Source organism: Devosia lucknowensis, assembly GCF_900177655.1.
Classification (GTDB): domain Bacteria; phylum Pseudomonadota; class Alphaproteobacteria; order Rhizobiales; family Devosiaceae; genus Devosia; species Devosia lucknowensis.
This window is the reverse complement of the sequence record NZ_FXWK01000001.1, coordinates 968,907-994,585: the sequence shown is the minus strand read 5'-3', so window position 1 is coordinate 994,585 and position 25,679 is coordinate 968,907. Positions and strand designations below refer to the sequence as shown.

Here is a 25,679-nt window from a genome sequence, read left to right as displayed (position 1 = left end):
GATCTATGGTCGCCGGTCGCTTCCCTCTCGTTATGGTCAGCTTCGGGCGCTGGCCGTTGCCCCAAAATGCACATCGCCTGCCGTGATCGGATGTCGCGCGCCATCGTCGTCGCGAATAATCAACCGGCCCGAGGAGTCGATGGTTTCAAAAATGCCGCGGCGAACCACACCATCCTGACTGATGGCCACGGGTGCACCGATACCGGCGGCAGAGCCGCGCCAGATATCGAGCACGGCAGACACGCCGCGCCCGTCATCCCAAAGGCCGAACACTTCGACCCAGGCATCAGAAAGCGCCTCGAACACAATCTCGGCCGAGCGATCGACCCCGAGTGCGCGTAGCGATGTCGCTGGATAGGGCGTATCGGCGGGCGCCGCAACAACATTGACGCCGCAGCCAATGACGATGGCCGTCCGACCATCGGGCGTCTTGGTCGATTCGAGCAGGATGCCCGAGAGCTTGGCACCATCGGCGAGGACGTCATTTGGCCATTTGAGCGCGATGCGCGAGCGCCCGTCGGCCCCGTCCGCACCATCAATACCGATGCGGAAAACGCCCTGTGGAAGCACCGACGCCAAGGCCCGGTTGAGCGCAACACCGGCCACGAAGCCCAGTGTCGCGATGACATCAGGCGACGCATCGGGAACGATCAGCAGGCTGGCGGCGAGGTTTCCCGGCACGCTGTGCCATTGGCGGCCGCGCCGACCGCGACCTGCCGTCTGGTGCGCCGCAGCAAACCAGATGCCGCCCGGATCACCAGACCGGACAGCGTCAAGCGCCTCGCTATTGGTGGAGCCGATAGCGTCAAAGCCCGCAACCCGGTAGCCGGCGTCGCGAGCCTTGGGTCCGAGGACGAACTGCGACACCTAGAACAGGCTTCCGGCCGCAATATGCGCCCAGCTGGCGAGCGGGTTGCCGACGGTGAAGTAGTAGGTGACGACAAGGAAGCCGCTAACACCCATGATGATGTTGAGCTCACCAGGGACTGCAGCGAACTGCTTCACGGGCGCATCGAAGAACATCACCTTGACCACGCGCAGGTAGTAGAAGGCGCTAATCGCGGAGGCCAGGACGCCGATCACCGAGAGAACGTAGAGGTTCGCCTCGATGGCCGCGAGGAAGACGTGCCACTTGGCAAAGAATCCAGCCAGCGGCGGCAAGCCGATCAGCGAGAACATCAGTATTGCCATGACGGCGGCCACAAAGGGACGGCTCTGCGCCGCGCCAGCAAGGTCGTCGATGTTCTCGACATAGCCAGCTTCCGTGCGGAACGAGAGCAGGCAGGCGAAAAGCCCGACGGTCATGGCAACGTAGATGGCCATGTAGATGGCGACGCCTTCGACGCCGACCTGGGTACCGGACGAGAGGCCGACAAGCGCAAATCCGACGTGGCCGATCGACGAATAGGCAATCAGGCGCTTGAGCGACTTCTGGCCGATGGCAGCAAAGGCCGCCAATACCATGGAGGCGATCGAGAGGAAGATCACAACCTGCTGCCAATCGGACGTGATGGGCGAGAAGGTATCCATGACCAGCCGGATCATCAGCGTCATCGCCGCGACCTTGGGAGCCATGGCGAAGAAGGCAGTGACCGGGGTCGGTGCGCCTTCGTAGACGTCGGGCGTCCACATGTGGAACGGCACGGCCGAAATCTTGAAGGCAACGCCGGCCAGGAGGAAGACCAGGCCGAAGATCAGACCGACGGAGCGGCCCTCATTGGCGATGGCAACGACGATTTCCTGCAGGTTCGTGTGGCCGGTAAAGCCGTAGATCAGCGATGCACCGTAGAGCAGCAGGCCCGAGGAGAGTGCGCCGAGCACGAAATATTTGAGACCGGCTTCCGAGGCGCGTGCGTCGTCACGCTTGATGGCAGCCATGACGTAAAGCGCCAGGGACTGGAGCTCGAGACCGACATAGAGGCTCATGAGATCGTTGGCCGAAACCATGACCATCATGCCGAGCGTAGCGAGAAGCGCGAGGACGGAATACTCGTATTTGTGGACGCCGTTCTCCTCGGCATTGGAAAGGCTGAGGATCAGGGCCAGGCCGGCGCCGCCGAGAACGAGAATCTTCATGAAACGGCCGAAACTGTCGGCAATGAAAAGTCCGTTGAAGACCACGCCATCTGCCGGCTGCAGTAGAACCACAAGGCCAGTCGCGACCAGGAGCCCGACCGAGAGCCAGGTGACCAGGAGCGAGCGCTCCTTGTTGAGCACGATGCCCACGAGCAGGAGGACGACTACGCCCACCGCCATGAGCATTTCGGGATAGGCGGGAGCCAGGCTCGCGAAATCGGTAACGTCAGAGTTCACTTGAGGCTCCTAATGCGCAGCGGGCTCGGCCGCGTGGTCTTCGGCCGGCTGGGCCGCGCCTTCGGCAGGCGCGACGTATACGAGGGGGGCGCGTTCGTCAGCGAGATCCACGGCCGGATTGCGGCCCGTGCTCTCGGAATAATGCGCGACCAGATTGTCGACCGCGGCGGCGGTCGTATCGAGGATCGGGGCCGGATAGAAGCCGAAGACCACGGTCAGCACGATAAGCGGATAGAGCACCACTTTTTCGCGCAGGTTGAGGTCGAGGATACCCTTGAGGCTGTCCTTGGTCAGCGCGCCGAAAACGACGCGGCGATAGAGCCAGAGGGCGTAGCCGGCCGAGAAGATCACGCCGAAGGCGGCACCGAAGGCCACCCAGGTGTTCACCTGGAAGACGGCGATCATGGTGAGGAACTCACCGACGAAGCCCGACGTACCGGGCAGACCGACATTGGCCATGGTGAAAACCATGAAGGCGAAGGCATAGCGCGGCATGCGCTCGACGAGGCCGCCATAGGCAGAAATCTCGCGGGTGTGCATGCGATCGTAGATGACGCCGACGCAAAGGAAGAGCGCGCCAGAAACAATGCCGTGCGAGATCATCTGGAACATGGCGCCCTGGATGCCCAGGGCGTTGCCCGCGAAGATGCCCATGGTCACGAAACCCATGTGGGCGACGGAGGAATAGGCGATCAGCTTCTTGATGTCGGTCTGCACAAGCGCGACCAGCGAGGTCAAAATGATGGCCGCGACCGAGAGCAGGAAGACGAAGTTGGCAAACTGCGCCGAGGCTTCCGGGAACATCGGCAGCGAGAAGCGCAGGAAGCCGTAGCCGCCAAGCTTGAGAAGGATCGCAGCCAGGATCACGGAACCGGCCGTCGGGGCCTGCACGTGGGCTTCGGGCAGCCAGCGATGGAACGGCCACATGGGCATCTTGACCGCCAGCGAAGCGAAGAAGGCCAGCCACAGCCAGGTCTGCATCCCCGTGGGGAACTGGTGCGCAAGGAGGCGGGTGATGTCGGTGGTGCCGGCATCCCAATACATGGCCATCATGGCTAGGAGCATGAGCACCGAGCCGATGAAGGTGTAGAAGAAGAACTTGTAGGCGGCCTGGATGCGCTGCGCGCCGCCCCAGATACCGATGATCAGGAACATCGGCAGGAGCGTGCCTTCGAAGAAGACGTAGAACATGGCCAGATCGAGCGTGGTGAAGACGCCGATCATCAGCGTTTCGAGCACCAGGAACACAATCATGTATTCCTTGACCCGGGTGTCGACTTCCCAGCTGGCGACGACAACGGCCGGCATCAGCAGAGCCGTGAGGACAACGAACAGCACCGAAATGCCGTCGACGCCGACGCGGTAGCCGATGGAGTCGCCGATCCAGTCGAAATTGACCACGAACTGGAAACCGGCATTGGCGGCATCAAAGCTCTGCCAGAGGGTCAGCGAGAGGACGAAGACGATCGTCGTCACGGCCAGCGAGATCCAGCGGATCGCATTGACCGCGGACCTGGGCGTCAGCATGAGGACAGCGGCGCCGAGCGTCGGCAACCAGGTCAGCAGGGTAAGGATGGAGTTCTCGAAGGTCATCAGATCAGTCCCCCGGCCGCGATGGCCCAGGTCAGCAGCGCCGCGATGCCGATGAGCATGGCGAAGGCATAGTGGTAGAGATAGCCGGACTGGAGCTTGACGACCCAGCTGGTGACGTTCTGCACGCGACGACCGAGACCTTCGGCAATCTTGCCGTCGACCAGCCAGTCATCGAAGCCCTTCCAGACGGCGGTGCCGATCCAGAGTGCCGGACGCACGAAGATCAAGTTGTAGAGCTCGTCGAAGTACCACTTGTTGAGCAGGAACTTGTAAAGACCCGGATTGGTGGCCGCGATGCGGGCAGGCAGTTCGGGACGACGGATGTACATGATGTAGGCGGTGATGAAGCCGATGATCATGGCGATCGTGGCGCTCCACTTGACCCACAGCGGCACATGGTGCGCCTCTTCGATGATGGCATGATCGACATAGATCGAGCCGGCGAAGAAGTGTTCGATGTGCTCCACCTCGTGGAAGAACATGCCGTAGAAGACGACACCTGCGAGAACCGCGCCCACAGCCAGCACATAAAGCGGCACCAGCATGACGTTGGGCGACTCGTGGGCATTGTCGTAGGCCGAACCATGGTGATGGTCGTGATGACCGTGCGCATGATCGTCGGCATTGCTGTCGTCGATCGGCTCGTCATGGGTTTCATGAGCGGCATGGGCAGGATCGGGATGCGGGCCTTCGCCGGCATGCTGCGCATCGCGCGGCGAGCCGTGGAAGGTCAGGTGCACCAGGCGCCAAGAGTAGAAGCTGGTGAACAGCGCGGCAACCACGAGCATCCAGAAGGCGAAGGAGCCGACATTGCCACCGAAGGCGTAGGCGCTCTCGATGATCGCATCCTTGGAGAAGAAGCCGGCGAAACCGAAGCTGGTGCCCGGAATGCCGACACCCGTGAGGGCCAGCGTGCCGATCATCATCATCCAGTAGGTGACGGGGATCTTCTTCCGGAGGCCGCCCATGTTCCGCATGTCCTGCTCATGGTGCATCGCGTGGATGACCGAGCCGGCGCCCAGGAACAACAGGGCCTTGAAGAAGGCGTGGGTGAATAGGTGGAAGACACCGGCCGAATAGGCCCCTACCCCAAGCGCCACGAACATGTAGCCGAGCTGCGAACAGGTCGAATAGGCTATGACGCGCTTGATGTCGTTCTGGACCAGACCAACCGTCGCGGCAAAGAACGCGGTGATGGCGCCAACGATGATCACCACGGTCAAAGCGACGGGCGAGGTCTCGAACAAAGGCGACAACCGCGCGACCATGAACACACCCGCAGTCACCATGGTGGCGGCATGGATGAGCGCGGACACGGGGGTCGGGCCTTCCATGGCGTCGGGAAGCCATGTGTGCAGCAGGAATTGCGCCGATTTGCCCATGGCGCCCATGAAGAGCAACAGGCAGACAACGGTCATCGCATCGAGGTTCCAGGCGAGGAACTGGATGGTGGGGAGGCCCGCGGTGGCGAATTCGTCGGCCGCGTGGAAGGCGCCATCGAAGTCGATATGGCCCAGCACCATGAAGGCGCCGAAAATGCCGAGGGCGAAGCCGAAGTCACCGACACGATTGACGATGAATGCCTTCATGGCAGCGGCCGTCGCGGACGGACGCGTGTACCAGAAACCGATCAGCAGGTACGACGCCAGACCCACGCCTTCCCAGCCGAAGAACATCTGGAGGAAGTTGTCTGCCGTCACCAGCATGAGCATGGCGAAGGTGAAAAGCGAGAGATAAGCGAAGAAGCGCGACCGGTGCGGATCCTCGTGCATGTAGCCGATGGAATAGAGGTGCACGAGCGCCGAAACGGTATTGACCACGACCAGCATGATCGCCGTGAGCGTATCGACCCGCAGCGTCCAGCGCAGATCCATGTCGCCGACCTGGATCCAGCGCATCACCTCGACCTTGAGCACGGCCGCATGACCATCGCCCACGGCGCCGACCAGGCCATCACCGAAGGCTACGGGGATGAAGACGTACCAGCTCAGCACCGCTGCGATCAGCAGCAGGCCGGTGGTGATGAATTCGCTCGGGCGGTGCCCGATCTGACGGCCCAGCAGACCGGCAACAAGCGCCCCGATGAGGGGCAGGAAAACAATCGCCTGAATGATCATAGCGGTGCTCTTAGCCCTTCATCATATTGACGTCTTCAACCGCGATCGTGCCGCGGTTGCGGTAGAAGATGACCAGAATGGCCAGACCGATGGCTGCCTCGGCGGCAGCCACGGTGAGGATCATCAGCGCAAAGACCTGACCCTGAAGGTCATTGAGATGCGCGCTGAAGGCCACAAGGTTGAGATTGACGGCCAGCAGGATCAATTCCACCGACATGAGAATGACGATGATGTTCTTGCGGTTGATGAAGATGCCGAACACGCCGAGCGTGAACAGGATTGCCGCTACGGTCAGGTAATGACCGAGCCCGATTTCCAGACCCATGATAACCCCCTATAGCCCCTGACCGCTCTTGACCTTGACATTGCGCACCGTCTCGCTGGGCTTGCGACCGAGCTGTGCGGCGGTACTCTGCCGCTTGATGCCTGTCCGGTGGCGCAGCGTGAGCACGATGGCGCCAATCATGGCGACCAGCAGCACGGCGGCAGCACCCTGGAACAGGAAAACGTAACGCGTGTAGAGCACCTGACCCAGCGCGCGCGTATTGTCCATGGTGGCATCGATCGGCAGACCACCTGACCCCACGACGTCCGGCGCGATGACGAAACTGCCCGCCACAAGAAGAAGCTCGAGAAACAGAACGCCACCCACCAGCATGCCCACTGGCGCATAGGCGAGAAGACCGGACTTGAGTTCGGCGAAATCGACGTCGAGCATCATGACGACGAACAGGAACAGCACGGCGACCGCACCCACATAGACCACGATCAGCAGCAGGGCGAGGAACTCGGCCCCGGCCAGCATGAACAGGCCCGCGGCGTTGACGAAGGCAAGAATGAGGAACAGCACAGCATGCACAGGATTGCGCGCCGAGATGACCATGAATGCCGACGCCACGGTGATCGCGGCGAAGACGTAGAAGAAGAACAGCGGAAGGGTCATGCTCTTCCCTCTCAGCGATAAGGCGCGTCGGCAGCCAGATTGGCAGCGATTTCACGCTCCCACCGGTCGCCATTGCTGAGGAGCTTCTCTTTCGAGAAATAGAGTTCCTCACGCGTTTCAGTTGCGAATTCGAAGTTCGGACCCTCGACGATGGCATCGACCGGGCAAGCTTCCTGGCAGAAACCGCAATAGATGCACTTCACCATGTCGATGTCGTAGCGCACAGTGCGACGGGTGCCGTCGTTCTGGCGCGGACCGGCCTCAATCGTGATGGCCTGAGCGGGGCAGATGGCCTCGCACAGCTTGCAGGCAATGCAGCGTTCTTCGCCGTTCGGATAACGGCGCAGGGCGTGTTCGCCACGGAAACGAGGCGATACCGGACCTTTTTCGAACGGGTAATTCACGGTCGGCTTTGCGCCGAAGAAATACCGCATGGCCAGGAAAAACGCCCCGACAAATTCACGCAGCAGCAGCGTATTGACGATCTGTCCGACGCGCATCAGGCAACTCCTCCGTGCCAGCCCCAGCCAGTGAGCTGCAGGACGAAAGCGACGATCACGACCATGATCAGGGAAAGCGGCAGGAACAGCTTCCAGCCGATCCGCATGAGCTGGTCGTAGCGGTAACGGGGTACGATGGATTTGGCCATTGCATACATGAAGAAGACGAGACTTACCTTGATGAAGAACCAGATCACGCCCGGGATCCAGGTGAAGGGCGGCAGGTCGATCGGCGCGGCCCAGCCCCCCAGGAACAGGATGGTGGTCATGGCGCACATGAGCAGGATGGCGATATATTCGCCCAGCATGAACAGCAGGTATGGCGTGGCCGAATACTCGGTCATGAAGCCGGCAACCAGCTCGGACTCGCCTTCGACCATATCGAAGGGCGGACGATTGGTTTCAGCCAGACCGGAGATGTAGAACACCACGAACATCGGAAAGAGCGGCAGCCAGAACCAGTTGAGGAAGCTCAGCCACGGCACGCCCAAAGCATGGGCAAGGCCCATTTCCTGCTGCGCGATGACGATGTCGTTGAGGTTGAGCGAACCGACGCAGAGCAGCACGGTGATAATGACGAGGCCGATGGAGACTTCGTAGCTGACCATCTGTGCGGCAGAGCGGAGCGCACCGAGGAACGGATATTTGGAGTTGGACGCCCAGCCACCGATGATGACGCCGTATACGCCGAGCGAAGAAATGCCGAGCAGATAGAGGATGCCGACATTGATGTTGGCCATTGCCCAGCCATTGTCGACCGGCACCACGGCCCAGCCTGCGAGGGCCAAGGTAGCCGTGATGAGCGGTGCCGCAAGGAACAGCACCTTGTCGGCACCAGCCGGAATAACGGCTTCCTTGAGGACGAACTTGAGAAGGTCGGCAAACGACTGCAGCAGTCCGAAGGGGCCGACGACGTTGGGCCCGCGACGCATCTGCACGGCCGCCCAGATCTTGCGGTCGGCAAGCAGAATGAAGGCCGTGAAAATCAGCAGACCGACGAGCAGCGCCAGAGCCTTGTAGACGAAACCGATCTGGCTTCCCCAACCGAGGAAGGGGATGCCCAGCAAGTAGTCGAGGGCCAAGAGAATGAAGTCCATTGTGCTCCCCTACTCCGCTGCCTGCTTGAGACCGGCAGCCATCTGGGCACATTCGGCCATGGTCGCCGAGGCGCGAGCGATCGGATTGCTGAGATAGAAGTCCGTGACCATCGACGCGTAAGGCGCGGACTTGGTCTTGATGGCGGCCTTGGCGAGCTTGGCGATATCACCGGCCGAACCGGCGGCAATCTCGTCAATGCGGGCCAGATGCGGGAACTCCGCATAGATGGCAGAGCGCAGCTGCGCCAGGGAATTGTAGGGCAGCGGCTGGCCAATGGCACCGGAGAGCGCGCGAATGATCGCCCAGTCTTCCCTGGCATCACCCGGCGGGAACACGGCGCGGGTGGTGACCTGAACGCGGCCCTCGGTGTTGACATAGGTGCCCGACTTTTCCGTGTAGGTCGCGGCCGGCAGGATAACGTCGGCCCGATGGGCGCCCTTGTCACCATGCGAGCCGATATAGACCACAAAGGCCTTGCCCATGGCGGAGGTATCGTATTCGTCGGCGCCAAGCAGGAACAGGACGTCGAGTTCCCCCTTGCCGGCGAGGGCGATCTGGTCGGCCGAGCAGACGCCACCATCATGCGGCACGAAGCCGATGTCGAGGCCGCCGACGCGGCTGGCCGCGTTGTGCAGGAGCGCAAAACCGTTCCAGCCATCGGCCACGTTCGCACCCGAGGCCAGCCTGGAGGCGAGCGCAATGGTGTCGCGACCCGCCTGCTTGCCCAGCGAGGCATGCGAAACAGCGCCTTCGCCCACGATGATCAGCGGACGCTGGGCGTTCTTGAGCGTCTCAACAAAGGCGCCCTTGCCGGCGGCCAGATCGGCCAGCGTCTCGAAGCCCGAGCCGAGATATTCGTAGGCGTAGGTGAGGTCGGCCTGTTCGCCGATTACGGCGATCGGCAGATTGGTGGCGCGCCAGGTCTTGCGGATGCGGGCGTTTATGAGCGCCGCTTCCTTGCGCGGATTGGCGCCGATGATGAGGATGGCGTCAGCCTGTTCGATCCCCGCAATCGTGGGGTTGAAGAGGTAGGCCGAGCGCGGCATCGACGGATCGATCCCGGACATGGCCGGACGCACATCAGTCATGCCCGAGCCGATCGACCCGAGCAGCCCTTTGAGGGCGTACATTTCCTCGACGGCTGCGAGGTCACCGGCGATGGCGCCGACCTTGTTGCCGGCCTTCTTGATGCGGCCCGCGACGGCAGCAAGTGCTTCTTCCCACGAGGCAGGCTGGAGCTTGCCACCCTTGCGTACGTAGGGGCGATCGAGGCGCTGGCTCTTGAGGCCGTCCCAGATGAAGCGCGTCTTGTCGGAAATCCACTCTTCGTTGATGGCCTCGTTGATGCGCGGCAGTACGCGCATGACTTCGCGGCCACGGCTATCGACGCGGATGGCCGAGCCCACGGCGTCCATGACGTCGATAGATTCGGTCTTGTTCAGTTCCCATGGACGCGCATTGAAGGCGTAGGGCTTGGACGTCAGCGCGCCGACCGGGCAGAGATCGATGACATTGCCCTGCAGCTCGCTGGTGAGCGCGCGTTCGAGATAGGGCGTGATCTCTGCATCTTCGCCGCGGCCCAGAAGACCCAGCTCGGAAATGCCGGCCACTTCAGTGGTGAAGCGGACGCAACGCGTGCAGTGAATGCAGCGGTTCATTGAGGTCTTGATCAGCGGACCCATATACTTGTCTTCGACAGCGCGCTTGTTTTCGAAGAAGCGCGAGCCGGAGACACCATAGGCCATGGCCTGATCCTGCAGGTCGCACTCGCCGCCCTGATCGCAGATCGGGCAATCAAGCGGATGGTTAATCAGCAGGAATTCCATCACGCCTTCGCGGGCCTTCTTGACCATCGGCGTGTTTGTGAACATTTCAGGCGGCTCGCCGTTCGGGCCGGGACGCAGGTCCTTGACCGACATGGCGCAGCTTGCCTGCGGCTTTGGCGGGCCACCCTTCACCTCGACGAGGCACATGCGGCAGTTGCCGGCGACCGACAGGCGGTCGTGGTAGCAGAAGCGCGGGATTTCCGCGCCGGCAGCTTCGGCAGCCTGCATCAGGGTGTAGTGATCGGGAACTTCGACGAGCTGGCCGTCGACCTTGATGTTGGCCATCAAACTTACTCCGCAGCGATGGACGGAACAGCGCCGTCGCTGGTGGATGAATAGGTATACTGCTCGATCCGCGCCTCGATGGTCGGGCGGAAATTGCGGATCAGGCCCTGGATCGGCCACGCGGCTGCATCGCCGAGGGCGCAAATGGTGTGACCTTCGATCTGCTTGGTCACTTCGAAAAGCATGTCGATTTCGCGCTTCTGGGCGCGGCCCTGCACCATGCGGTCCATGACACGCATCATCCAGCCCGTGCCTTCGCGACAGGGCGTACACTGGCCGCAGCTCTCGTGCTTGAAGAAAGCCGAGATGCGCCAGATGGCCTTGATGATGTCGGTGGACTTGTCCATGACGATCATGCCGCCGGTACCGAAGCTCGACTTCTTCTCGCGCATGCCGTCGAAGTCCATGATGGCGTCCATCATGTCCTCGCCCTTGACGACAGGGCACGATGCGCCGCCGGGGATGACGGCGAGCAGGTTGTCCCAGCCGCCACGAATGCCGCCGCAGTGCTTTTCTATGATGTCCTTGAAGCTCTCGCCCAGGGATTCCTCGAAGGTGGCCGGCTTGTTCACATGGCCCGAAACCATGAAAAGCTTGGTGCCGACGTTGTTGGGGCGGCCGATAGAGGAGAACCAGGCGCCGGAGCGGCGCAGGATTTCAGGCACGACGGCGATGGACTCGACGTTGTTGACGGTGGTGGGATTGCCATACACACCCATGCCGGCCGGGAATGGCGGCTTAAGACGGGGCTGACCCTTCTTGCCTTCCAGCGATTCCATCAACGCGGTTTCCTCGCCGCAGATGTAGGCGCCGGCACCATGGTGGACGATGATGTCCAGGTCCCAGCCGTGGACATTGTCCTTGCCGATCAGCTTGGCGTCGTAGGCTTCCTGGACGGCTTCCTCAAGACGCTGACGCTCGCGGATGAATTCGCCACGCACATAGATGAACGCCAGATGCGCATCCATGGCGCGGCATGCCAGAAGGCACCCCTCGATCAGATGATGCGGGTCGTGGCGAAGAATCTCGCGGTCCTTGCAGGTGCCAGGCTCGGACTCGTCGGCATTGACCAGAAGGTAATGCGGGCGACCGTCGCTCTGTTTGGGCATGAACGACCACTTGAGGCCAGTCGGGAAACCGGCGCCACCGCGGCCGCGCAGACCGGAGGACTTGACTTCATTGGTGATCCAGTCGCGCCCCTGGTCGATGAACTCCTTGGTTCCGACCCAACCACCGCGCTCGCGCGCGCCCTCCAGCCGCCAGTCGTGGTGGCCATAGAGGTTGGTGAAGATGCGATCCTTGTCAGCGAGCATGATCAGCTGTTCCGCTTCAACAAAAAGATAATCCAGGCAGCAACACCGATCGCTGCCCCAACCGCCGAGGCAACGAAGCTCGGCAGCGTGAAACCGAAGACCATTTCCGCGCCCGTCACGACGAAAGTCGCCAGCACCACATAGACCACGGCAACTGCGTAGTCCTTAATGGTCAGCGCTTTGAAGTCGATCTTGCGCGTGGTCATTTAGCGGGGGTCCTTTCCGAACACCCTGCGATATTCCTCGACACCACCGGCAGCGAGAGCCTTGGCCTGCTTAAGCCAGTCGTCGCGCTCGATACGGCCCTTGAAGTTCAGCGCATCGTCGACACGGGCGATGTCCGCCTTCTTGAACCTGGCGATCTGGTCATAGCGGGTAATGCCGAGGGCATTGAGCTTGCGCTCGATGACCGGACCGACGCCGGAGATCAGCTTGAGATCGTCGGCGGCGCCTTCGGGACGCTCGAAAAGCGGCTGAAGTTCGCCACCCTTTTCGGCCGTCGGCGACACCTCCTTGGGGTCGGCAGCGGGCGCCTTGATGGCCGGCTTGGTCTTCTTGACGGTTGCCGAAGCACCATCGGCGGCGGGAGCGCTGGCCTTGGCCTTGCCCACTGCCTTGCCATCATCGATGGCCTCGCCCCGGGACTCGGCGCCGGTAGCGCCTTCGCGCATCGCCGTGTTGGGCTTGCCGTCCGCACCGGCTTCGGCACGGGCACCAGCGCGCTCGGCTTCGGCCTTGGACTGGCTGACCTTGGCCTGCTTGGGCGTACCTTTAATGGCCGGGGCGTTTTCCTCGGCAACATCCTTGGGTCGTGCAGCCGTCGTCGGCGATGCAGCCGGCTGAGGAGCAGGAGCGGCAGGCGCTGCGGCCGGGGCAGCAGCGGCAGGCGCTTCAGGTGCCGGCGGCGGCACGAACTTTTCGCGCGTCGCGGATGGCGTCTCGAGCAAGGTGGTGCGGCCGCCGAAAGCAGCCGAGGTCTGACGCTCGATCTGCGGGCCCGCCTTGATGGTGTCACCCTTGCCGGCGGCGAAGGCGTCCACGATCTCTTCCATGCGCTCGGGCGTGAGATCTTCGTAGACGTCGTGATAGATCATGACCATCGGCGCGTTCACGCAGGCGCCAAGGCATTCGACCTCTTCCCAGCTCATGGTGCCATCGGCATTGAGATGGTGCGGCTCGGGATGAATCTTCGACTTGCAGACCTCGATCAACCCCTCAGCGCCGCGTAACATACAGGGCGTGGTGCCGCAGACCTGGATATGCGCATTCTTGCCCACCGGCTGAAGCTGGAACTGGGTGTAGAAGGTCGCGACTTCGAGGACGCGGATATAGGGCATATCCAGCATCTCGGCGACCGTTTCGATGGTCGCGCGGGTCACCCAGCCATCCTGGTCCTGCGCCCGCATAAGCAGCGGAATGACAGCGGACTGCTGGCGGCCAGCCGGATAGAGCCCGATACGCTTTTCAGCCCAGGCCTGGTTTTCAGTATTGAACGCAAAACTGGCCGGCTGAACCGACTCGTCTGCAAGGCGTCGCGTAGTCATCAGCGATCCACCTCTCCGAACACAATATCAATCGACCCGAGGATCGCGGTCACATCAGCCAGCATGTGCTTGCGGCACAGATAATCCATGGCGCTCAGATGGGCGAAGCCCGGAGCGCGGATATGGCAGCGATAGGGCTTGTTGGTGCCGTCGGACACCAGATACACGCCGAACTCGCCCTTGGGGGCTTCGACGGCGGCATAGATTTCGCCGGCCGGAACCTTGAAACCCTCGGTGTAGAGCTTGAAGTGGTGGATGAGCGCTTCCATGGACTGCTTCATCTCACCGCGCTTGGGCGGGACCACCTTGCCGTCGCTTGAAGACACCGGACCTTTGCCATCGGGTGCGTTCAGCTTGGCAACGCACTGCTTCATGATTTCGTTGGCCTGGCGCATTTCTTCCATGCGGATCAGGTAACGATCGTAGCAGTCGCCGTTGGAGCCGACCGGGATGTCGAATTCCATTTCAGCATAGGCATCGTAGGGCTGGCTCTTGCGCAGGTCCCAGGCCGCGCCGGAAGCGCGGACCATGACGCCGGAGAACCCGCGGCCCCAGGCTTCCTCGAGCGGTACGACGCCAATATCGACGTTGCGCTGCTTGAAGATGCGGTTGCCGGTGAGGAGCTTGTCGATGTCCGCAAGCGCCTTGGGGAATTCCTCGCAGAACGTGCCGATGTCATCAACCAGTGCCTGGGGGAGGTCCTGATGGACGCCGCCGGGACGGAAATAGGCTGCGTGCATGCGGGCGCCGGAAGCGCGCTCGTAGAACACCATGAGCTTTTCGCGCTGCTCGAAGCCCCAGAGCGGCGGGGTCAGCGCGCCAATGTCCATCGCCTGGGTGGTCACGTTCATCAGGTGCGCGAGCAAACGGCCGATCTCGGCATAGAGCACGCGGATCAGCTGGCCACGGCGCGGGACCTCGATATCGAGCATGCGCTCGACGGCCAGGGCAAAGGCGTGCTCCTGGTTCATCGGGGCCACGTAGTCGAGGCGATCGAAATACGGAACGGCCTGAAGATAGGTTTTGTATTCGATCAGCTTTTCGGTGCCGCGGTGCAGAAGACCGACATGCGGATCGACACGCTCGACCAGCTCGCCGTCGAGCTCGAGAATCATGCGCAACACGCCATGCGCGGATGGGTGCACGGGGCCGAAATTGAGGGTGAAATTGCGAACGTCGACTTCGGACATCAGTTCTTCGCCTTCTCGTCGCCAGGCAGCACGTAATCGGTGCCTTCCCAAGGCGACAGGTAATCGAACGAGCGGAATTCCTGGGCCAGCGTCACCGGCTCATAGACAACCCGCTTGCGCTCTTCATCGTAGCGAACCTCGACGAAGCCGGTGAGCGGGAAGTCCTTGCGCAACGGATGACCGTCGAAACCGTAGTCCGTGAGGATGCGGCGCAGATCGGGATGCCCGGAGAACAGCACGCCGTAAAGATCGTAGGTTTCACGCTCGAACCAGTTGGCGCCGGCGAAAACATCGGTGATCGAAGGCACCGGGGTCACATCGTCGGCTTCGAGCTTGATGCGGATGCGCTGGTTCAGGTGCGGGCTGAGGAAGTGATAGACCACATCGAAACGGAACTCGCGCGCCGGATAGTCGGCGCCGCAGACGTCCACGAAGCTGATGAAACGACATTTCGGATCATCGCGCAGGAATGTCACCACATTGACGATGGAATCGCGCGCCACGCTGACCGTCAAATCACCAAAGGCGACCTCGAAGCTAATCACAGCATCACCAAGGGATGCCGTCACGTGCTCACCAAGCGCCACGAGCGGATCGACGGAGACCGGCTCGACAACAACTGTTTCGTCCATGTCCCTGCCTTACCGTTCGATCGTGCCGTCGCGGCGAATTTTCTTCTGCAGCAGCAGAATGCCATAGAGCAGCGCCTCGGCCGTCGGCGGGCAGCCAGGAACGTAGACGTCCACCGGCAATACGCGATCGCAGCCACGCACGACGGAATAGGAATAGTGATAGTAACCGCCGCCATTGGCACAGCTGCCCATGGAGATGACGTAACGCGGCTCGGGCATCTGGTCATAGACCTTACGCAGCGCCGGGGCCATCTTGTTGGTCAGCGTGCCGGCAACGATCAACACGTCGGACTGACGCGGTGAGGCGCGCGGCGCGGCGCCGAAGCGTTCGATGTCGTAACGCGGCATCGACATCTGCATCATTTCGACGGCGCAACAGGCCAGACCCGTCTGCATCCACATCAGCGAACCCGTGCGGGCCCAGGTGATGAGCTGAGAGACGGTGGTGACGAGGAATCCCTTGTCAGCCAGCTCGTTGTTCACGCCGGCGAAGAACGGATCGTCAGCGCCGAAAGGCTTGCCGGTCGCCGGATCGATTGCGCCCGTGGGACGCGGGGTAACCAGTGTCGAACTGGACGGGCTCAATCCCATTCCAGAGCTCCCTTACGCCATTCATAGATAAAGCCGATGGTCAGCACGCCCAGGAAGATCATCATGGACCAGAAGCCGAACCAACCCACATCGCGGAACGCGACCGCCCAGGGGAAGAGGAAAGCCACTTCCAGATCGAAGATGATGAAGAGAATCGCCACGAGATAGAAGCGAACGTCCACCTTCATGCGAGCGTCGCTGAAGGCCTCGAAGCCGGCTTCGAACGCGGAGACCTTCTCCGGATCCGGGCGCTTCACGGCCACCAGGAAGGGCGCCACCAGAAGCGCGCCGCCGATCAGGGCCGAAAGGGCGATGAAGATGACGATGGGCAGATAATTGCTGAGCAATTCAGTCATGCGGCAGCCTAAATTTCTTGCCGACCAGGGCGGTCGAGAAGCGCAAGGGCCACGAGCAATTGGGGCGAGTGGGCCGACGCGCCAGTGATGCGGAACGGCTTAGACCTTCCCCCCAAACGTTTCAAGGGAAAGAAAATATGATCAAAATAATCATGTAAACAGGATGTCCAATCCGCTGCAATGCGACGGCGCACAACGCTATTTCCGCTACAGAAAGCGATTTTGGTGAGCCGAAAAAGGGCGGAATTGGAAACCGAAGCCAGGTACCGACGGAGAGATTCAGGAACCGCCGAGTGCCCTGCCCTGGAAAGCAAAACGGCGAACCGAAGAATCGGTCCGCCGAAATATAAGTACAGGTTCAGACCGCGCACTAGCGTCCGCGGCAGACCGTAATCTTAGAAGTGGTAGAAGAGACCAACGGTTGCCTGAGCGCCTTCAAAGAACTGGTCGCCGGCACCATCGGTGAAATCGCCGAGGCCGAGAACTTCACCGCGGATGGTGATCGCGTCGGTCACTGCGAACTCGACGCCGCCACCGAGCTGGTACACGCCGGTGTTCACGCCAGCATTGACGTCAACGCCTACGCCACCGAGGGCGTAGAGCAGCACGTTGTCGGTGACGACAGCGCCGGCCTTGAGATTGAAGTAGTAGACTTGGCCGTTGCCGGCAGCGTTCCAGTACTGATCGACGCCGACTTCGAGACCGACGAGAATCGGGTCGGCAACGATGAAGTTGACGCCTGCAACGGCACCGATCAGGCCGCTGGTGGTGGCTGCAGCGCCGTTGTCACCATAGGAAAAACCGCCGCCATGGGCGCCGAGGTAGATGCCATCCCAATCGAAACCGGCAGCAGCCATGATCGGCTCAGGGGTCGTCGGGATGATCAGGTCGGCGGCAGAAGCAGCGACGGAACCGAGAGCGGCGAGCGAAACGCCAAGAGCAAGTGCGCGAAGGGTCAATTGAGCCTCAGGAATTGGAGAATATGGCAAGTATGTGCCAGAGAGTCTGCTGCGCCGCAACATGCCTCAACTCAGCTCAATACTTCGCCGAAGTTTCACACACCGCATGTGGCAGAGTCGCCACACCCCCCAAAACCAAAACGGCGAACCGATGAATCGGTCCGCCGAAATGGGCTGCAAGATTGAGGGCGAAGGGGCGTTTCCGCCCCCACGCTTCTTCAAACTTAGAAGTGGTAGAAGACGCCGACGGTGGCCTTGGTCGACTCGAAGAACGAGTCGGCACCAACGGACGAGAAGTCGCCCTGGCCAACAACTTCACCGCGGACGGTGATCGCGTCGGTGACGGCGAATTCAACACCACCACCGAGCTGGTAAACGCCAACCGAGCCAGCGCCGGTGTTGGCAAAGCCAAGACCACCGATTGCGTAGATCAGAGCGTTGTCGGTGACGACAGCACCAACACGCAGGTTAGCGAAGAATTCGCCAGTTGCGGTCGGGGCTTCAGCCGAGTTCCACATGTAGTCAGCGGTGACTTCAACGCCGAGCAGGATCGGGTCGACCGGGATGAAGTTCACGCCAGCGGCAGCGCCGATGACACCGTAGGTCGAAGCCGGACCAGCAGCGATCACGCCGTAGTCCTGAGTGCCGACGAACTGACCGCCGAGACGAGCACCGACGTACAGGCCTTCCCAGTCGAAACCAGCAGCTTCGTAAACCGGCTGCGGGGTGGTCGGGATGATGAGGTCAGCAGCCTGAGCGCCACCAACCAGAAGAGCTGCGGCGGAAACGCCGATAGCCAGAGAACGTACAAACATGTCTTGCACTCCCATAGAGTTAACCGTAGTCGGCCGATAGATGCCTGAGGCTTTCGCGTGTGGCAAGGCTTGGCGCGACCAATTTTGGCGGTGCGGATAAGATTTCATGACCATTTCCGGGCAGGTGTTGCAGGAACACAACCGAATTGGTTCAATTTGATACAAATCCTGGCAAAACGCCCCGAACTCCGCGATTCCGCGTCGCATTTGCGGCGCCAAGGTAGCGGAGTACGCCGCGTAGCTGACACAGTTCGGCCCAAAACACAACCGGCCCGATGCTTTCGCACCGGGCCGGTCGAGATCCTTGATGTCGCCTGGTTTAGAAGTGGTAACTGGCGCCGACCGTGAACTGGTCCTTGGTGTTGCCACCGGTAACCGGGAAGCCGTGAAGGTACTGGGCACGAACGGAGATCGCATCGGTCACCGCGAGCTCCACGCCGCCGCCCACGAGGACATCCTCTTCTTCGGGCACGCCGAGGTCGATTCCGTAACCACCGGCTGCATAGACCAGCACGTTGTCGGAGACTACCAGACCGGCGCGACCCAGAACCTGGCCGTAGGTGGTTTCGCCGACGGTGTCGTTCGCGGCGAGGCCGCTCACCGCGACTTCAGCGCCGAGTAGGTAGAAGTCGAACTGAGCGTTGACGCCCGCCTGAATGCCGACGCCGTACTGAGTTCCGCTGACGGAGCCGTTCTGGGCAGTGCCATGGACGCCAGCATAGAAGCCGCTCCAGTCGAAGCCGACGTCCTCGACGATCGGCAGTTCGGCCTGAGTCGAGGTGGGCACAGTGATCAGGTCGGCGGCCATGGCAGCACCAACGGGCGCGGCGCTGACCAGAGCTGCAATTGCAAGAGTGCTTGCGATACGCATCGCTGTATTCCTTTATTCTGGACCGTCTGGTGAAAAGGAAACGCCACGTCGAAAGCGACGGTTCCTGGACGGCTTTCCGCTCGCGACAGGCCAGTTTGGGGAAGGATTTCCGTCTTGGTGCTGTCGGTCGCCAGCCCGGTTTTGCTGGGCTTTGGCGGCGAAAAGCCGACCTGGAGAGGGCCAGAATGAGGCGCCCTTCCGATGTTGCCGATGGGTCACAGTTGGAAGCTATGCGGCCGGCAAGGTCCCCACCAGCACAGGTTCAGCGCGGAACTTGTCGGGAAAGATCGCCTCGAGCGCCGCGATCTTGGGCAAGTCGTGCACGACGATGTAGGGCCACGAGGGATTCAGGGTCAGAAAGTCCTGATGATACTGTTCAGCGGGATAGAAGGCCTCGAAAGGCTCTATCGTCGTCACAATGGGGCCTTCGAACAGGCCAGTGGCGTCGAGCTGGGCGATATAGGCGCGCACGACGTCTTCTTCTTCCTTGGTGCGTACGAAGATCGTCGACCGATACTGGGTGCCGCGGTCTGGGCCCTGAAAGTTCAGCTGAGTCGGATTGTGGGCGACCGAGAAGAAAACATGGAGCAGCTCACCATAGCTGACCTCCCGCGGATCATAGGTAATCTCGACCGTTTCGGCGTGCCCGGTGTCGCCGCGCGTCGTCAGGTCATATGTTGCGGTCTCGGCAGCCCCGCCTGAGTAACCGGAAACCGCGTTGGTCACGCCTTTGACGCGCTGAAACACACCCTGGACGCCCCAGAAACACCCGCCGGCGAAGGTTGCCGTAGCAGTGGTGCCCGCCTCGTCAAGGTCCAGAGCAGGCGCGGGAATCACGACCGGCGCTTCCTGCGCCGCTACCCGCTGCAGGGATGGCAGGAGCGACAAGGCTGGAAGCGCGGCAAGGCCGAGAAGAAGGCGACGGCGGATGGGTTCGGAGAAAGACGGCGTGGGCATCGACGGACCTCATGCTGATCGTGCGATAGCATATACGGTCAAGCTGCGCCCAAAGTTACAGCAGGGGCAAGCGGCTCACGGCGAAATGACATCGCCGACAATTCGGCGCCAACCGTTTCAAAGCAATGATTTCATTGAGAAAGGGTGGCGCGAGAGACGGGGCTCGAACCCGCGACCTCCGGCGTGACAGGCCGGCGCTCTAACCAACTGAGCTACTCCCGCAGCGCTTGCGAACAGACGCATGGCCATGTCCGAAATCGTCAGACTGCGGTTCCACTTCAAAAGAAGTGGCGCGAGAGACGGGGCTCGAACCCGCGACCTCCGGCGTGACAGGCCGGCGCTCTAACCAACTGAGCTACTCCCGCAGCGCTTGCGAACAAGTCGTTCGCGCAACGTGGCGTCCATGTACTGGCACCCATAAATGAAGTCAAGCGAGCGAAATGCCAGGTGAGACATTTTCAATGACGGCACTGTGGAAAATGCGTCTTGCACAGCGGGTAAGGCCAATTTGCTCAAGCGGAACGCGAGCAACATCAGACACCGGCCAGAGAATAAGAGGAGGGAGATTGCCCGCAGCACGAAAAATGGTGGGCGATGACGGACTCGAACCGCCGACATCCTCGGTGTAAACGAGGCGCTCTACCAACTGAGCTAATCGCCCCCGGGCCGTTATAGCCTTGGGTGGAATGGCGCCCTGATTAGGGTGCCCGCCCCTGCCCGTCAACAGGCAAATGCGAATATGAAAAAGGCCCCGGCGGGAACCGCTCGGGGCCGGTTGCCGATTAAGGCAGGAGGCAACCTTAGTTGATCGCGTCCTTGAGGCCCTTGCCGGGCTTGAACTTAGCCTGGTTCGAAGCCGGAATCTGGATCTCGGCGCCGGTGGCAGGGTTACGGCCGGTGGAAGCCTTGCGCTGGGAAACGGCGAAGGTGCCGAAACCGACCAGACGAACTTCGTCGCCGCCCTTGAGAGCAGCAGTAATGGCTTCGAACACTGCGTCAACCGCTTCGGCGGCCTGTGCCTTGGTGATCGTAGCCTTGTCGGCAACGACGCCAACCAGATCGTTTTTGTTCATAGCGTTTCCTCACAGTGAATGCCCGCCGTCTCTGGCGAACGAAAACGCCGACAACCTTTTGCGATTCTGCGCTGAGCGCAAGGAAATCCGGGGGTTTTCGGCTGCCCGACGGTGCAAAACTGTTAATGGACCGGAAAATCGACCCCTGCAAGCCCGGATAAGCGGAAAAGCCGGGATTGCCGGGTGTTGTCCCCGCTTTGCCTCAGGCCTGAGTGGGTGACGCGATCCGCCGCTGCCTGAGCGATACCATAAGGGGCAAGGCCAGAAGATAGATGCCGATGGCGACCAGCCAGATCGCGCCCGGCCAGCTGGGGCGCAGTCCGTGATAGGCAGAACTGAACAGAAGCGGACCAAAAACCGAAGCCAGGCTGACAAGGCTCGCCAAAACGCCCTGCAACTGTCCCTGCCTGTCGGCATCGACCTGGCGCGTGGTCAAAGACTGCAATGCCGGCATGCCGATTCCCCCCAAGGCAAAGACAGGCGCCATGGCGAAGAGAATCCAGCCATGTGAAGCAAAGGCCAGCGTCAGCATTGCGCCGCCCTCGAAGCCCATGCCGACGATGAGCGCCCAGCGCTCGCCCAGCTTTTCGACGGCCGGCCCCGTCAGGAAGGCCTGTGCCAGGGCGTGGCAGATGCCATAGGCGCCCAGGGAGAGACCAATCATCATGCCGTTAAACTGGAAGCTGTCCTCGCTGAAGATCGCCCAGGTGCTTCCATAGACCGTCCCCACCAGATTCATGATGAAGTAGATCGCCATCAAGGGGATCAAGGCCTTAAAGGTCAAGGCCCAGGCCAGCGGCTTGAAAGGGTTGAGGGTGTTCCAGGTGAAGCGGGCATCGCGCTGGCCAGGCCGCGATTCGGGCAAGACGAACAGGGCCAGAGCGAAGTTGATGCCGTTGAGCAGCGCGGCCACCAGGAAGGGCGAGCGCAGCCAGATGTCACCGAGAATGCCGCCGAGCACCGGCCCGATAATGAAGCCCACGCCGAACATGGCATGGAAGAGGCCGAACCGCTTCGCACGCTCCTCTTCGGTCGAGATGTCGGTGATGTAGGCCGTGGCGACGGCCATATTGGCGCTGGTGACCCCGGCAATGGCGCGGCCGATGACGAGCAGCCAAAGCTCGGGCGCAAAGGCCATGACAATATAGTCGATTGCGGCACCCGCCAGTGAGACAAGCAAAACCGGACGCCGCCCGAAGCGATCGCTGAGCACGCCGAGAATCGGCGAGAACAAAAACTGACACGCAGAATAGAGAGCCAGCATCACGCCCAGGATCGTGGAAATGTCGGAGGTATGGCCCACTTCGCGCAGCAGCGCTGGGAGAATGGGGAATATCAGCCCGATACCCACGGCATCGAGCATCACCGCCGCGAGAATCACGACCAGCGCCTTGTTCATAGGTCCGCTCCATTTGGACATGCCGCATGGGTCGGGATGGCAGCGTGCTGCGGCCTGGCCCTGGGTGACGCCTGATGTAGGCCTACCCTCGAACTTCGGCAAGCACTTACCAGACAGGGAAATGCGGTGCTGCGTCAGCCGATGGCAGGAGGGCGGTCGTTGGGAACGAGGCTTCTCAGGACGAGGGGCACATTGGCGGGCAAGTCTTCGCTCAGCATTCCGGGGCCGCCGAAGCGATTGGCAGCCTCGGCGTGGATCCAGACAGCGGCGCTGGCGGCCTCGAGACCATCCATGCCCTGCCCCAGCAGGCCCGCAACGATGCCGGCCAGAACATCGCCCGCCCCTGCCGTGCCCAGCCAATGGGGGGCGTTGTCGTTGATGACCGCCCGACCGTCGGGCGCGGCGATGACAGTATCGCTTCCTTTGAGAATGACGATCGCGCCGGAGCGCCGGGATGCGTCACGGGCGCGGCCAAGCTTGTCTCCCGAGACGTCGGGGAAGAGACGGCCGAACTCGCCTTCGTGCGGCGTGAGCACGACGGGCGCCCGGCGCGCCTCGATGGCCGACCAGAGAGTCGTCGGATCATCAGCAAAGCTCGTGAGGGCATCGGCATCGAGCACGACGGCGGCGCCCGAGCGCAGAAGCACTAAGACGCGTTCCCTGGTGTCCCGGCCGACGCCTGCCGCAGGACCGATAACGACCGCATTGATGCGCTTGTCGCCGACGAAGGCGGCAAGGTCATCCGGTGTTTCGGCGGCATGCAGCATAATGGCCGTCACATGATTGGCATGGACCATCAAAGCGGCCGAGCTTCCGGCAAGCGTAACCAGGCCGGCACCGGTACGAAAGGCGCCGAGGGCCGACAACCTCGCCGCTCCGGTCTGCAAGGGTGCGCCGGACACGACGACAACATGCCCCGACTGGAACTTGTGCTGGTCCGCCTTGCGGACGGGCAGTGACCATATCAGCGGGCCGTTGCGCCAGACGAGCGGCCGGATGGCGTCGAGGACCGAATCGGGAATTCCAATCGGAGCGCAATGGACCTGTCCGCACAGATCGCGCCCCGGAAGCAGAAGGTGCCCGGGCTTGAGCCTGAAGAAGGTCACGGTGTCGGAAGCACGAACAGCCGTTCCCCTGACCGCACCGCTAAGGCCGTCTACCCCACTGGGCACATCTATGCTGACCACGGCCAATCCGGAGGCGTTCACCGCCTTGATCAAGCCGGAGAGCGCACCGGTGACGTCCCTGTCGAGGCCTGCTCCAAGCAGCGCGTCCACGATGATGTGGACACCAGAGAGCTCGGCAACGCTCCCCTGCTCCACCTCGCCTGTCCAGCGCGACGCCATCACCGCCGCATCGCCCGTCAAACGGTCTGGGCTGGTGGACAGCCAGAGACGGACTGGCCAACCCGCCATCTGCAGCAAGCGCGCGACCACGAAACCGTCGCCGCCATTGTTACCGGGACCACACAGCACCAGCACGGAGCCCCGGGCGTAGTGGCGGACAATGTGCTCGGCAACGGCTCGACCCGCCGCTTTCATAAGCTCAACGCCCGGCGTGCCCAAGGCGATAGTAGCGCTGTCTGCGTCCGCCATCTGGGCCGGGGTCAGCAGTACTTCCGAAGACGCAGCGTTCATGGAATTCGATTCAATCTTGAGATGAGAAAACTTGATCAGATCACATTAGGCTCAAATTTACGGCTGCCCGGTTCACTTGAACATGCATTGGGAGAACTCCTTAAGAAGTCCTCCGTAGTGTATCGATTTAATAGCTGGCAATTGGGAGGGGAGCCCTTGTCGGTAACAGCCGCATTCGCTGACGAAAGTCCGCGCGCGCCGCAGAAGTTCCACGACGTCAGGTTCATCGGCGCCCTTGCGGGACGCTATGCCCTGCCCGATCGCCGGAACAGCGCCGAGGACAAGATACCTGTCTATGCCTGCCGCCTGTGCTCGATCTCGACGCGGATGCTGGTTTGCGTCGGCCCGGTCGTGGGCAAGGAGGGGGAAACCGTCTCGGCCCACTTCAATGAGTTCGGTATCCTGCGCGGCCAGATTACCCGACGGCTGGCATCAGGGTTTGTCACCGACCTGCAGATGACGGACAGCGAACGGGAAAAGCTGGCGGCAAAGATCGACTGGCACAAGAAACATATTCACGCGCAGGTGCCCGACAAGCGCGAACACCGGCGCATCCTGCCGCGCGACCCGCGCAGCACGATCGTGCTTGCGGACGGCCAGAGGCTACCGTGCTTCGTGATCGACGTCTCTCGTTCGGGCGCGGCAGTTTCGGCGCATTACTGGCCGGAGCTGGGCATGCCGATGGCACTGGGACGCATCGTTGGCCGCGTGGTGCGGCACCTCGAAGTCGGCTTCGCCCTGCAGTTCATCCAGCCGCCGGACTTCGACGATCTCGAGACCCTGATCAAGTTGCCGGCGGACTGATCCAAATCCTGCAACGTTGCCGTTACTAGGGCGCGCACCGTTTGGCTTATTATGGCGCGCAATTTCGCTGACTGCGGCATTTACCCTGCATTCAGCACGCGGCGATCACAGATTGCGGCATCGATAAAATACGAAGTAACCGGGCAAGGTCGCGTTGACGGGACATCTCCATGGTTCTGGCGTTATCCGATGGAGGTCGGCCGTGTCAGAAGTTATGGAACGTCCAACAATTGCGCTGCATGGCATTGCCACCGTTGCGGGACGATATGTGATCGGCGCGCAGTCGAGCCATCCCGGCATAAACCTGTTCGCCTGCCGGCTGAGGATGATCGGGAGCGACAGCCTGCGCCTCACGGCGCCTGTCATTCCGCAACTGGGCGAACAGGTTTCGACCAGCTTTGCCTCGTTCGGAACGCTCAACGGCCATGTGACACGCCAGTATGACGACGGTTTCGAGCTGACATTCGACCAAACCGGCCAGGAGCGGGACGCGCTCAATGCTCGCATCACCAGTTTCAGCGAGAAGCTCTGGACCGCGAGCAGCGACAGGCGCGCGTCCAGCCGCGTCATGCCGAGCAATCCGCGCACCGTCATTGCGCGCCCCGACAACTGGTCGCAGCCCTGCCTGATCGTGGACTATTCCATTTCCGGCGCTGCCGTGTCGGCGGCTTTCCAGCCGGCTGTCGGTGAGATCGTTACGGTCGGCCGCGTCACGGGCGAGGTCGTACGCCTGTTCGATTTCGGGTTTGCCGTGCGCTTCTTCGAGCCGCAGAACGCCGAAAGCATCGAGGGGCTGCTGGGCGCACCGGACGAATGGCGGGACGTGATGCGCCGCAGCTCGAAGACCGCCTGAGACACTGCGC

General features: G+C 61.7%; 25 protein-coding genes and 3 tRNA genes. 2 read left to right on the top strand and 26 right to left on the bottom strand.

Annotated features, from left to right (window positions below):
• Positions 1–36: 36 nt before the first annotated feature.
• The 26 genes from CCK88_RS04695 to CCK88_RS04570 all read right to left on the bottom strand — a co-directional run bounded on the left by CCK88_RS04695 (position 37) and on the right by CCK88_RS04570 (position 24,012).
• Positions 37–867: a biotin--[acetyl-CoA-carboxylase] ligase gene (locus CCK88_RS04695; RefSeq protein ID WP_086469347.1), complete on the bottom strand. Its 831-nt coding sequence runs from the start codon at positions 865–867 to the stop codon at positions 37–39.
• Complete coding sequence (nuoN, locus tag CCK88_RS04690; RefSeq protein ID WP_086469346.1) at positions 868–2,313, bottom strand: NADH-quinone oxidoreductase subunit NuoN; 1,446 nt, start codon at positions 2,311–2,313, stop codon at positions 868–870. It abuts the gene before it with no gap.
• A 9-nt stretch (positions 2,314–2,322) separates the two neighbouring features.
• On the bottom strand, positions 2,323–3,906 hold the full coding sequence (locus tag CCK88_RS04685; RefSeq protein WP_086469345.1) for an NADH-quinone oxidoreductase subunit M: 1,584 nt from the start codon (positions 3,904–3,906) through the stop codon (positions 2,323–2,325).
• Positions 3,906–6,023, bottom strand: a complete 2,118-nt coding sequence (gene nuoL / locus CCK88_RS04680; protein ID WP_086469344.1) for an NADH-quinone oxidoreductase subunit L — start codon at positions 6,021–6,023, stop codon at positions 3,906–3,908. Before nuoL ends, CCK88_RS04685 begins: the two co-directional genes overlap by 1 nt.
• Positions 6,024–6,033: 10 nt before the next feature.
• Positions 6,034–6,342 (bottom strand): NADH-quinone oxidoreductase subunit NuoK, encoded by a 309-nt coding sequence (gene nuoK / locus CCK88_RS04675; RefSeq protein ID WP_086470809.1) that lies wholly within the window; start codon positions 6,340–6,342, stop codon positions 6,034–6,036.
• 15 nt (positions 6,343–6,357) lie between these two features.
• Entirely contained in the window at positions 6,358–6,966 is a 609-nt protein-coding gene (locus CCK88_RS04670; RefSeq protein WP_086469343.1) for an NADH-quinone oxidoreductase subunit J, read from the bottom strand.
• A gap of 11 nt (positions 6,967–6,977) precedes the next feature.
• Positions 6,978–7,466, bottom strand: coding sequence for an NADH-quinone oxidoreductase subunit NuoI (nuoI, locus tag CCK88_RS04665; protein ID WP_086469342.1), 489 nt, complete (start codon positions 7,464–7,466; stop codon positions 6,978–6,980).
• Positions 7,466–8,563: an NADH-quinone oxidoreductase subunit NuoH gene (nuoH, locus tag CCK88_RS04660; protein WP_086469341.1), complete on the bottom strand. Its 1,098-nt coding sequence runs from the start codon at positions 8,561–8,563 to the stop codon at positions 7,466–7,468. The genes nuoI and nuoH overlap by 1 nt, the downstream gene beginning before the upstream one ends.
• Before the next feature lie 9 nt (positions 8,564–8,572).
• On the bottom strand, positions 8,573–10,675 hold the full coding sequence (nuoG, locus tag CCK88_RS04655) for an NADH-quinone oxidoreductase subunit NuoG (RefSeq protein WP_086469340.1): 2,103 nt from the start codon (positions 10,673–10,675) through the stop codon (positions 8,573–8,575).
• Between the two features lie 5 nt (positions 10,676–10,680).
• On the bottom strand, positions 10,681–11,988 hold the full coding sequence (gene nuoF, locus CCK88_RS04650; RefSeq protein ID WP_086469339.1) for an NADH-quinone oxidoreductase subunit NuoF: 1,308 nt from the start codon (positions 11,986–11,988) through the stop codon (positions 10,681–10,683).
• Between the two features lie 2 nt (positions 11,989–11,990).
• Positions 11,991–12,194 carry a hypothetical protein gene (locus tag CCK88_RS04645; protein WP_086469338.1) on the bottom strand — a complete coding sequence of 68 codons (204 nt, stop codon included), beginning with the start codon at positions 12,192–12,194 and terminating at the stop codon, positions 11,991–11,993.
• A complete protein-coding gene (nuoE, locus tag CCK88_RS04640) occupies positions 12,195–13,532 on the bottom strand; it encodes an NADH-quinone oxidoreductase subunit NuoE (RefSeq protein WP_086469337.1) in 1,338 nt (445 codons plus the stop codon).
• Positions 13,532–14,722 (bottom strand): NADH-quinone oxidoreductase subunit D, encoded by a 1,191-nt coding sequence (locus tag CCK88_RS04635; protein WP_086469336.1) that lies wholly within the window; start codon positions 14,720–14,722, stop codon positions 13,532–13,534. Before CCK88_RS04635 ends, nuoE begins: the two co-directional genes overlap by 1 nt.
• Complete coding sequence (locus tag CCK88_RS04630; RefSeq protein ID WP_086469335.1) at positions 14,722–15,354, bottom strand: NADH-quinone oxidoreductase subunit C; 633 nt, start codon at positions 15,352–15,354, stop codon at positions 14,722–14,724. The genes CCK88_RS04635 and CCK88_RS04630 overlap by 1 nt, the downstream gene beginning before the upstream one ends.
• Positions 15,355–15,363: 9 nt before the next feature.
• Positions 15,364–15,945: a NuoB/complex I 20 kDa subunit family protein gene (locus tag CCK88_RS04625; protein ID WP_086469334.1), complete on the bottom strand. Its 582-nt coding sequence runs from the start codon at positions 15,943–15,945 to the stop codon at positions 15,364–15,366.
• Positions 15,936–16,301, bottom strand: coding sequence for an NADH-quinone oxidoreductase subunit A (locus CCK88_RS04620; protein WP_086469333.1), 366 nt, complete (start codon positions 16,299–16,301; stop codon positions 15,936–15,938). Before CCK88_RS04620 ends, CCK88_RS04625 begins: the two co-directional genes overlap by 10 nt.
• Before the next feature lie 395 nt (positions 16,302–16,696).
• On the bottom strand, positions 16,697–17,260 hold the full coding sequence (locus CCK88_RS04615; protein WP_086469332.1) for an outer membrane protein: 564 nt from the start codon (positions 17,258–17,260) through the stop codon (positions 16,697–16,699).
• A 224-nt stretch (positions 17,261–17,484) separates the two neighbouring features.
• The gene (locus CCK88_RS04610; RefSeq protein WP_140048886.1) at positions 17,485–18,075 is read right to left on the bottom strand and encodes an outer membrane protein; all 591 of its coding nucleotides are present in this window, start codon (positions 18,073–18,075) and stop codon (positions 17,485–17,487) included.
• A gap of 319 nt (positions 18,076–18,394) precedes the next feature.
• Positions 18,395–18,946 (bottom strand): outer membrane protein, encoded by a 552-nt coding sequence (locus CCK88_RS04605; RefSeq protein ID WP_086469330.1) that lies wholly within the window; start codon positions 18,944–18,946, stop codon positions 18,395–18,397.
• A gap of 228 nt (positions 18,947–19,174) precedes the next feature.
• Positions 19,175–19,903, bottom strand: a complete 729-nt coding sequence (gene msrA, locus CCK88_RS04600; protein WP_086469329.1) for a peptide-methionine (S)-S-oxide reductase MsrA — start codon at positions 19,901–19,903, stop codon at positions 19,175–19,177.
• A 145-nt stretch (positions 19,904–20,048) separates the two neighbouring features.
• Positions 20,049–20,125 (bottom strand) — tRNA-Asp (locus CCK88_RS04595).
• Between the two features lie 66 nt (positions 20,126–20,191).
• Positions 20,192–20,268, bottom strand: a tRNA-Asp gene (locus CCK88_RS04590).
• Between the two features lie 220 nt (positions 20,269–20,488).
• Positions 20,489–20,564 (bottom strand) — tRNA-Val (locus tag CCK88_RS04585).
• 139 nt (positions 20,565–20,703) lie between these two features.
• Positions 20,704–20,976: an HU family DNA-binding protein gene (locus CCK88_RS04580; protein ID WP_046104301.1), complete on the bottom strand. Its 273-nt coding sequence runs from the start codon at positions 20,974–20,976 to the stop codon at positions 20,704–20,706.
• Between the two features lie 202 nt (positions 20,977–21,178).
• Complete coding sequence (gene tet, locus CCK88_RS04575; RefSeq protein ID WP_086469328.1) at positions 21,179–22,375, bottom strand: Tet(A)/Tet(B)/Tet(C) family tetracycline efflux MFS transporter; 1,197 nt, start codon at positions 22,373–22,375, stop codon at positions 21,179–21,181.
• A 134-nt stretch (positions 22,376–22,509) separates the two neighbouring features.
• Positions 22,510–24,012 carry an NAD(P)H-hydrate dehydratase gene (locus tag CCK88_RS04570; RefSeq protein ID WP_086469327.1) on the bottom strand — a complete coding sequence of 501 codons (1,503 nt, stop codon included), beginning with the start codon at positions 24,010–24,012 and terminating at the stop codon, positions 22,510–22,512.
• Between the two features lie 156 nt (positions 24,013–24,168).
• On the opposite strand from CCK88_RS04570, the gene CCK88_RS04565 reads away from it, so the two are divergent.
• Together CCK88_RS04565 and CCK88_RS04560 are read left to right on the top strand one after the other, a co-directional pair.
• Positions 24,169–24,816: a PilZ domain-containing protein gene (locus CCK88_RS04565; protein WP_086469326.1), complete on the top strand. Its 648-nt coding sequence runs from the start codon at positions 24,169–24,171 to the stop codon at positions 24,814–24,816.
• Between the two features lie 202 nt (positions 24,817–25,018).
• Entirely contained in the window at positions 25,019–25,669 is a 651-nt protein-coding gene (locus CCK88_RS04560; RefSeq protein WP_140048885.1) for a PilZ domain-containing protein, read from the top strand.
• Positions 25,670–25,679: the final 10 nt, after the last annotated feature.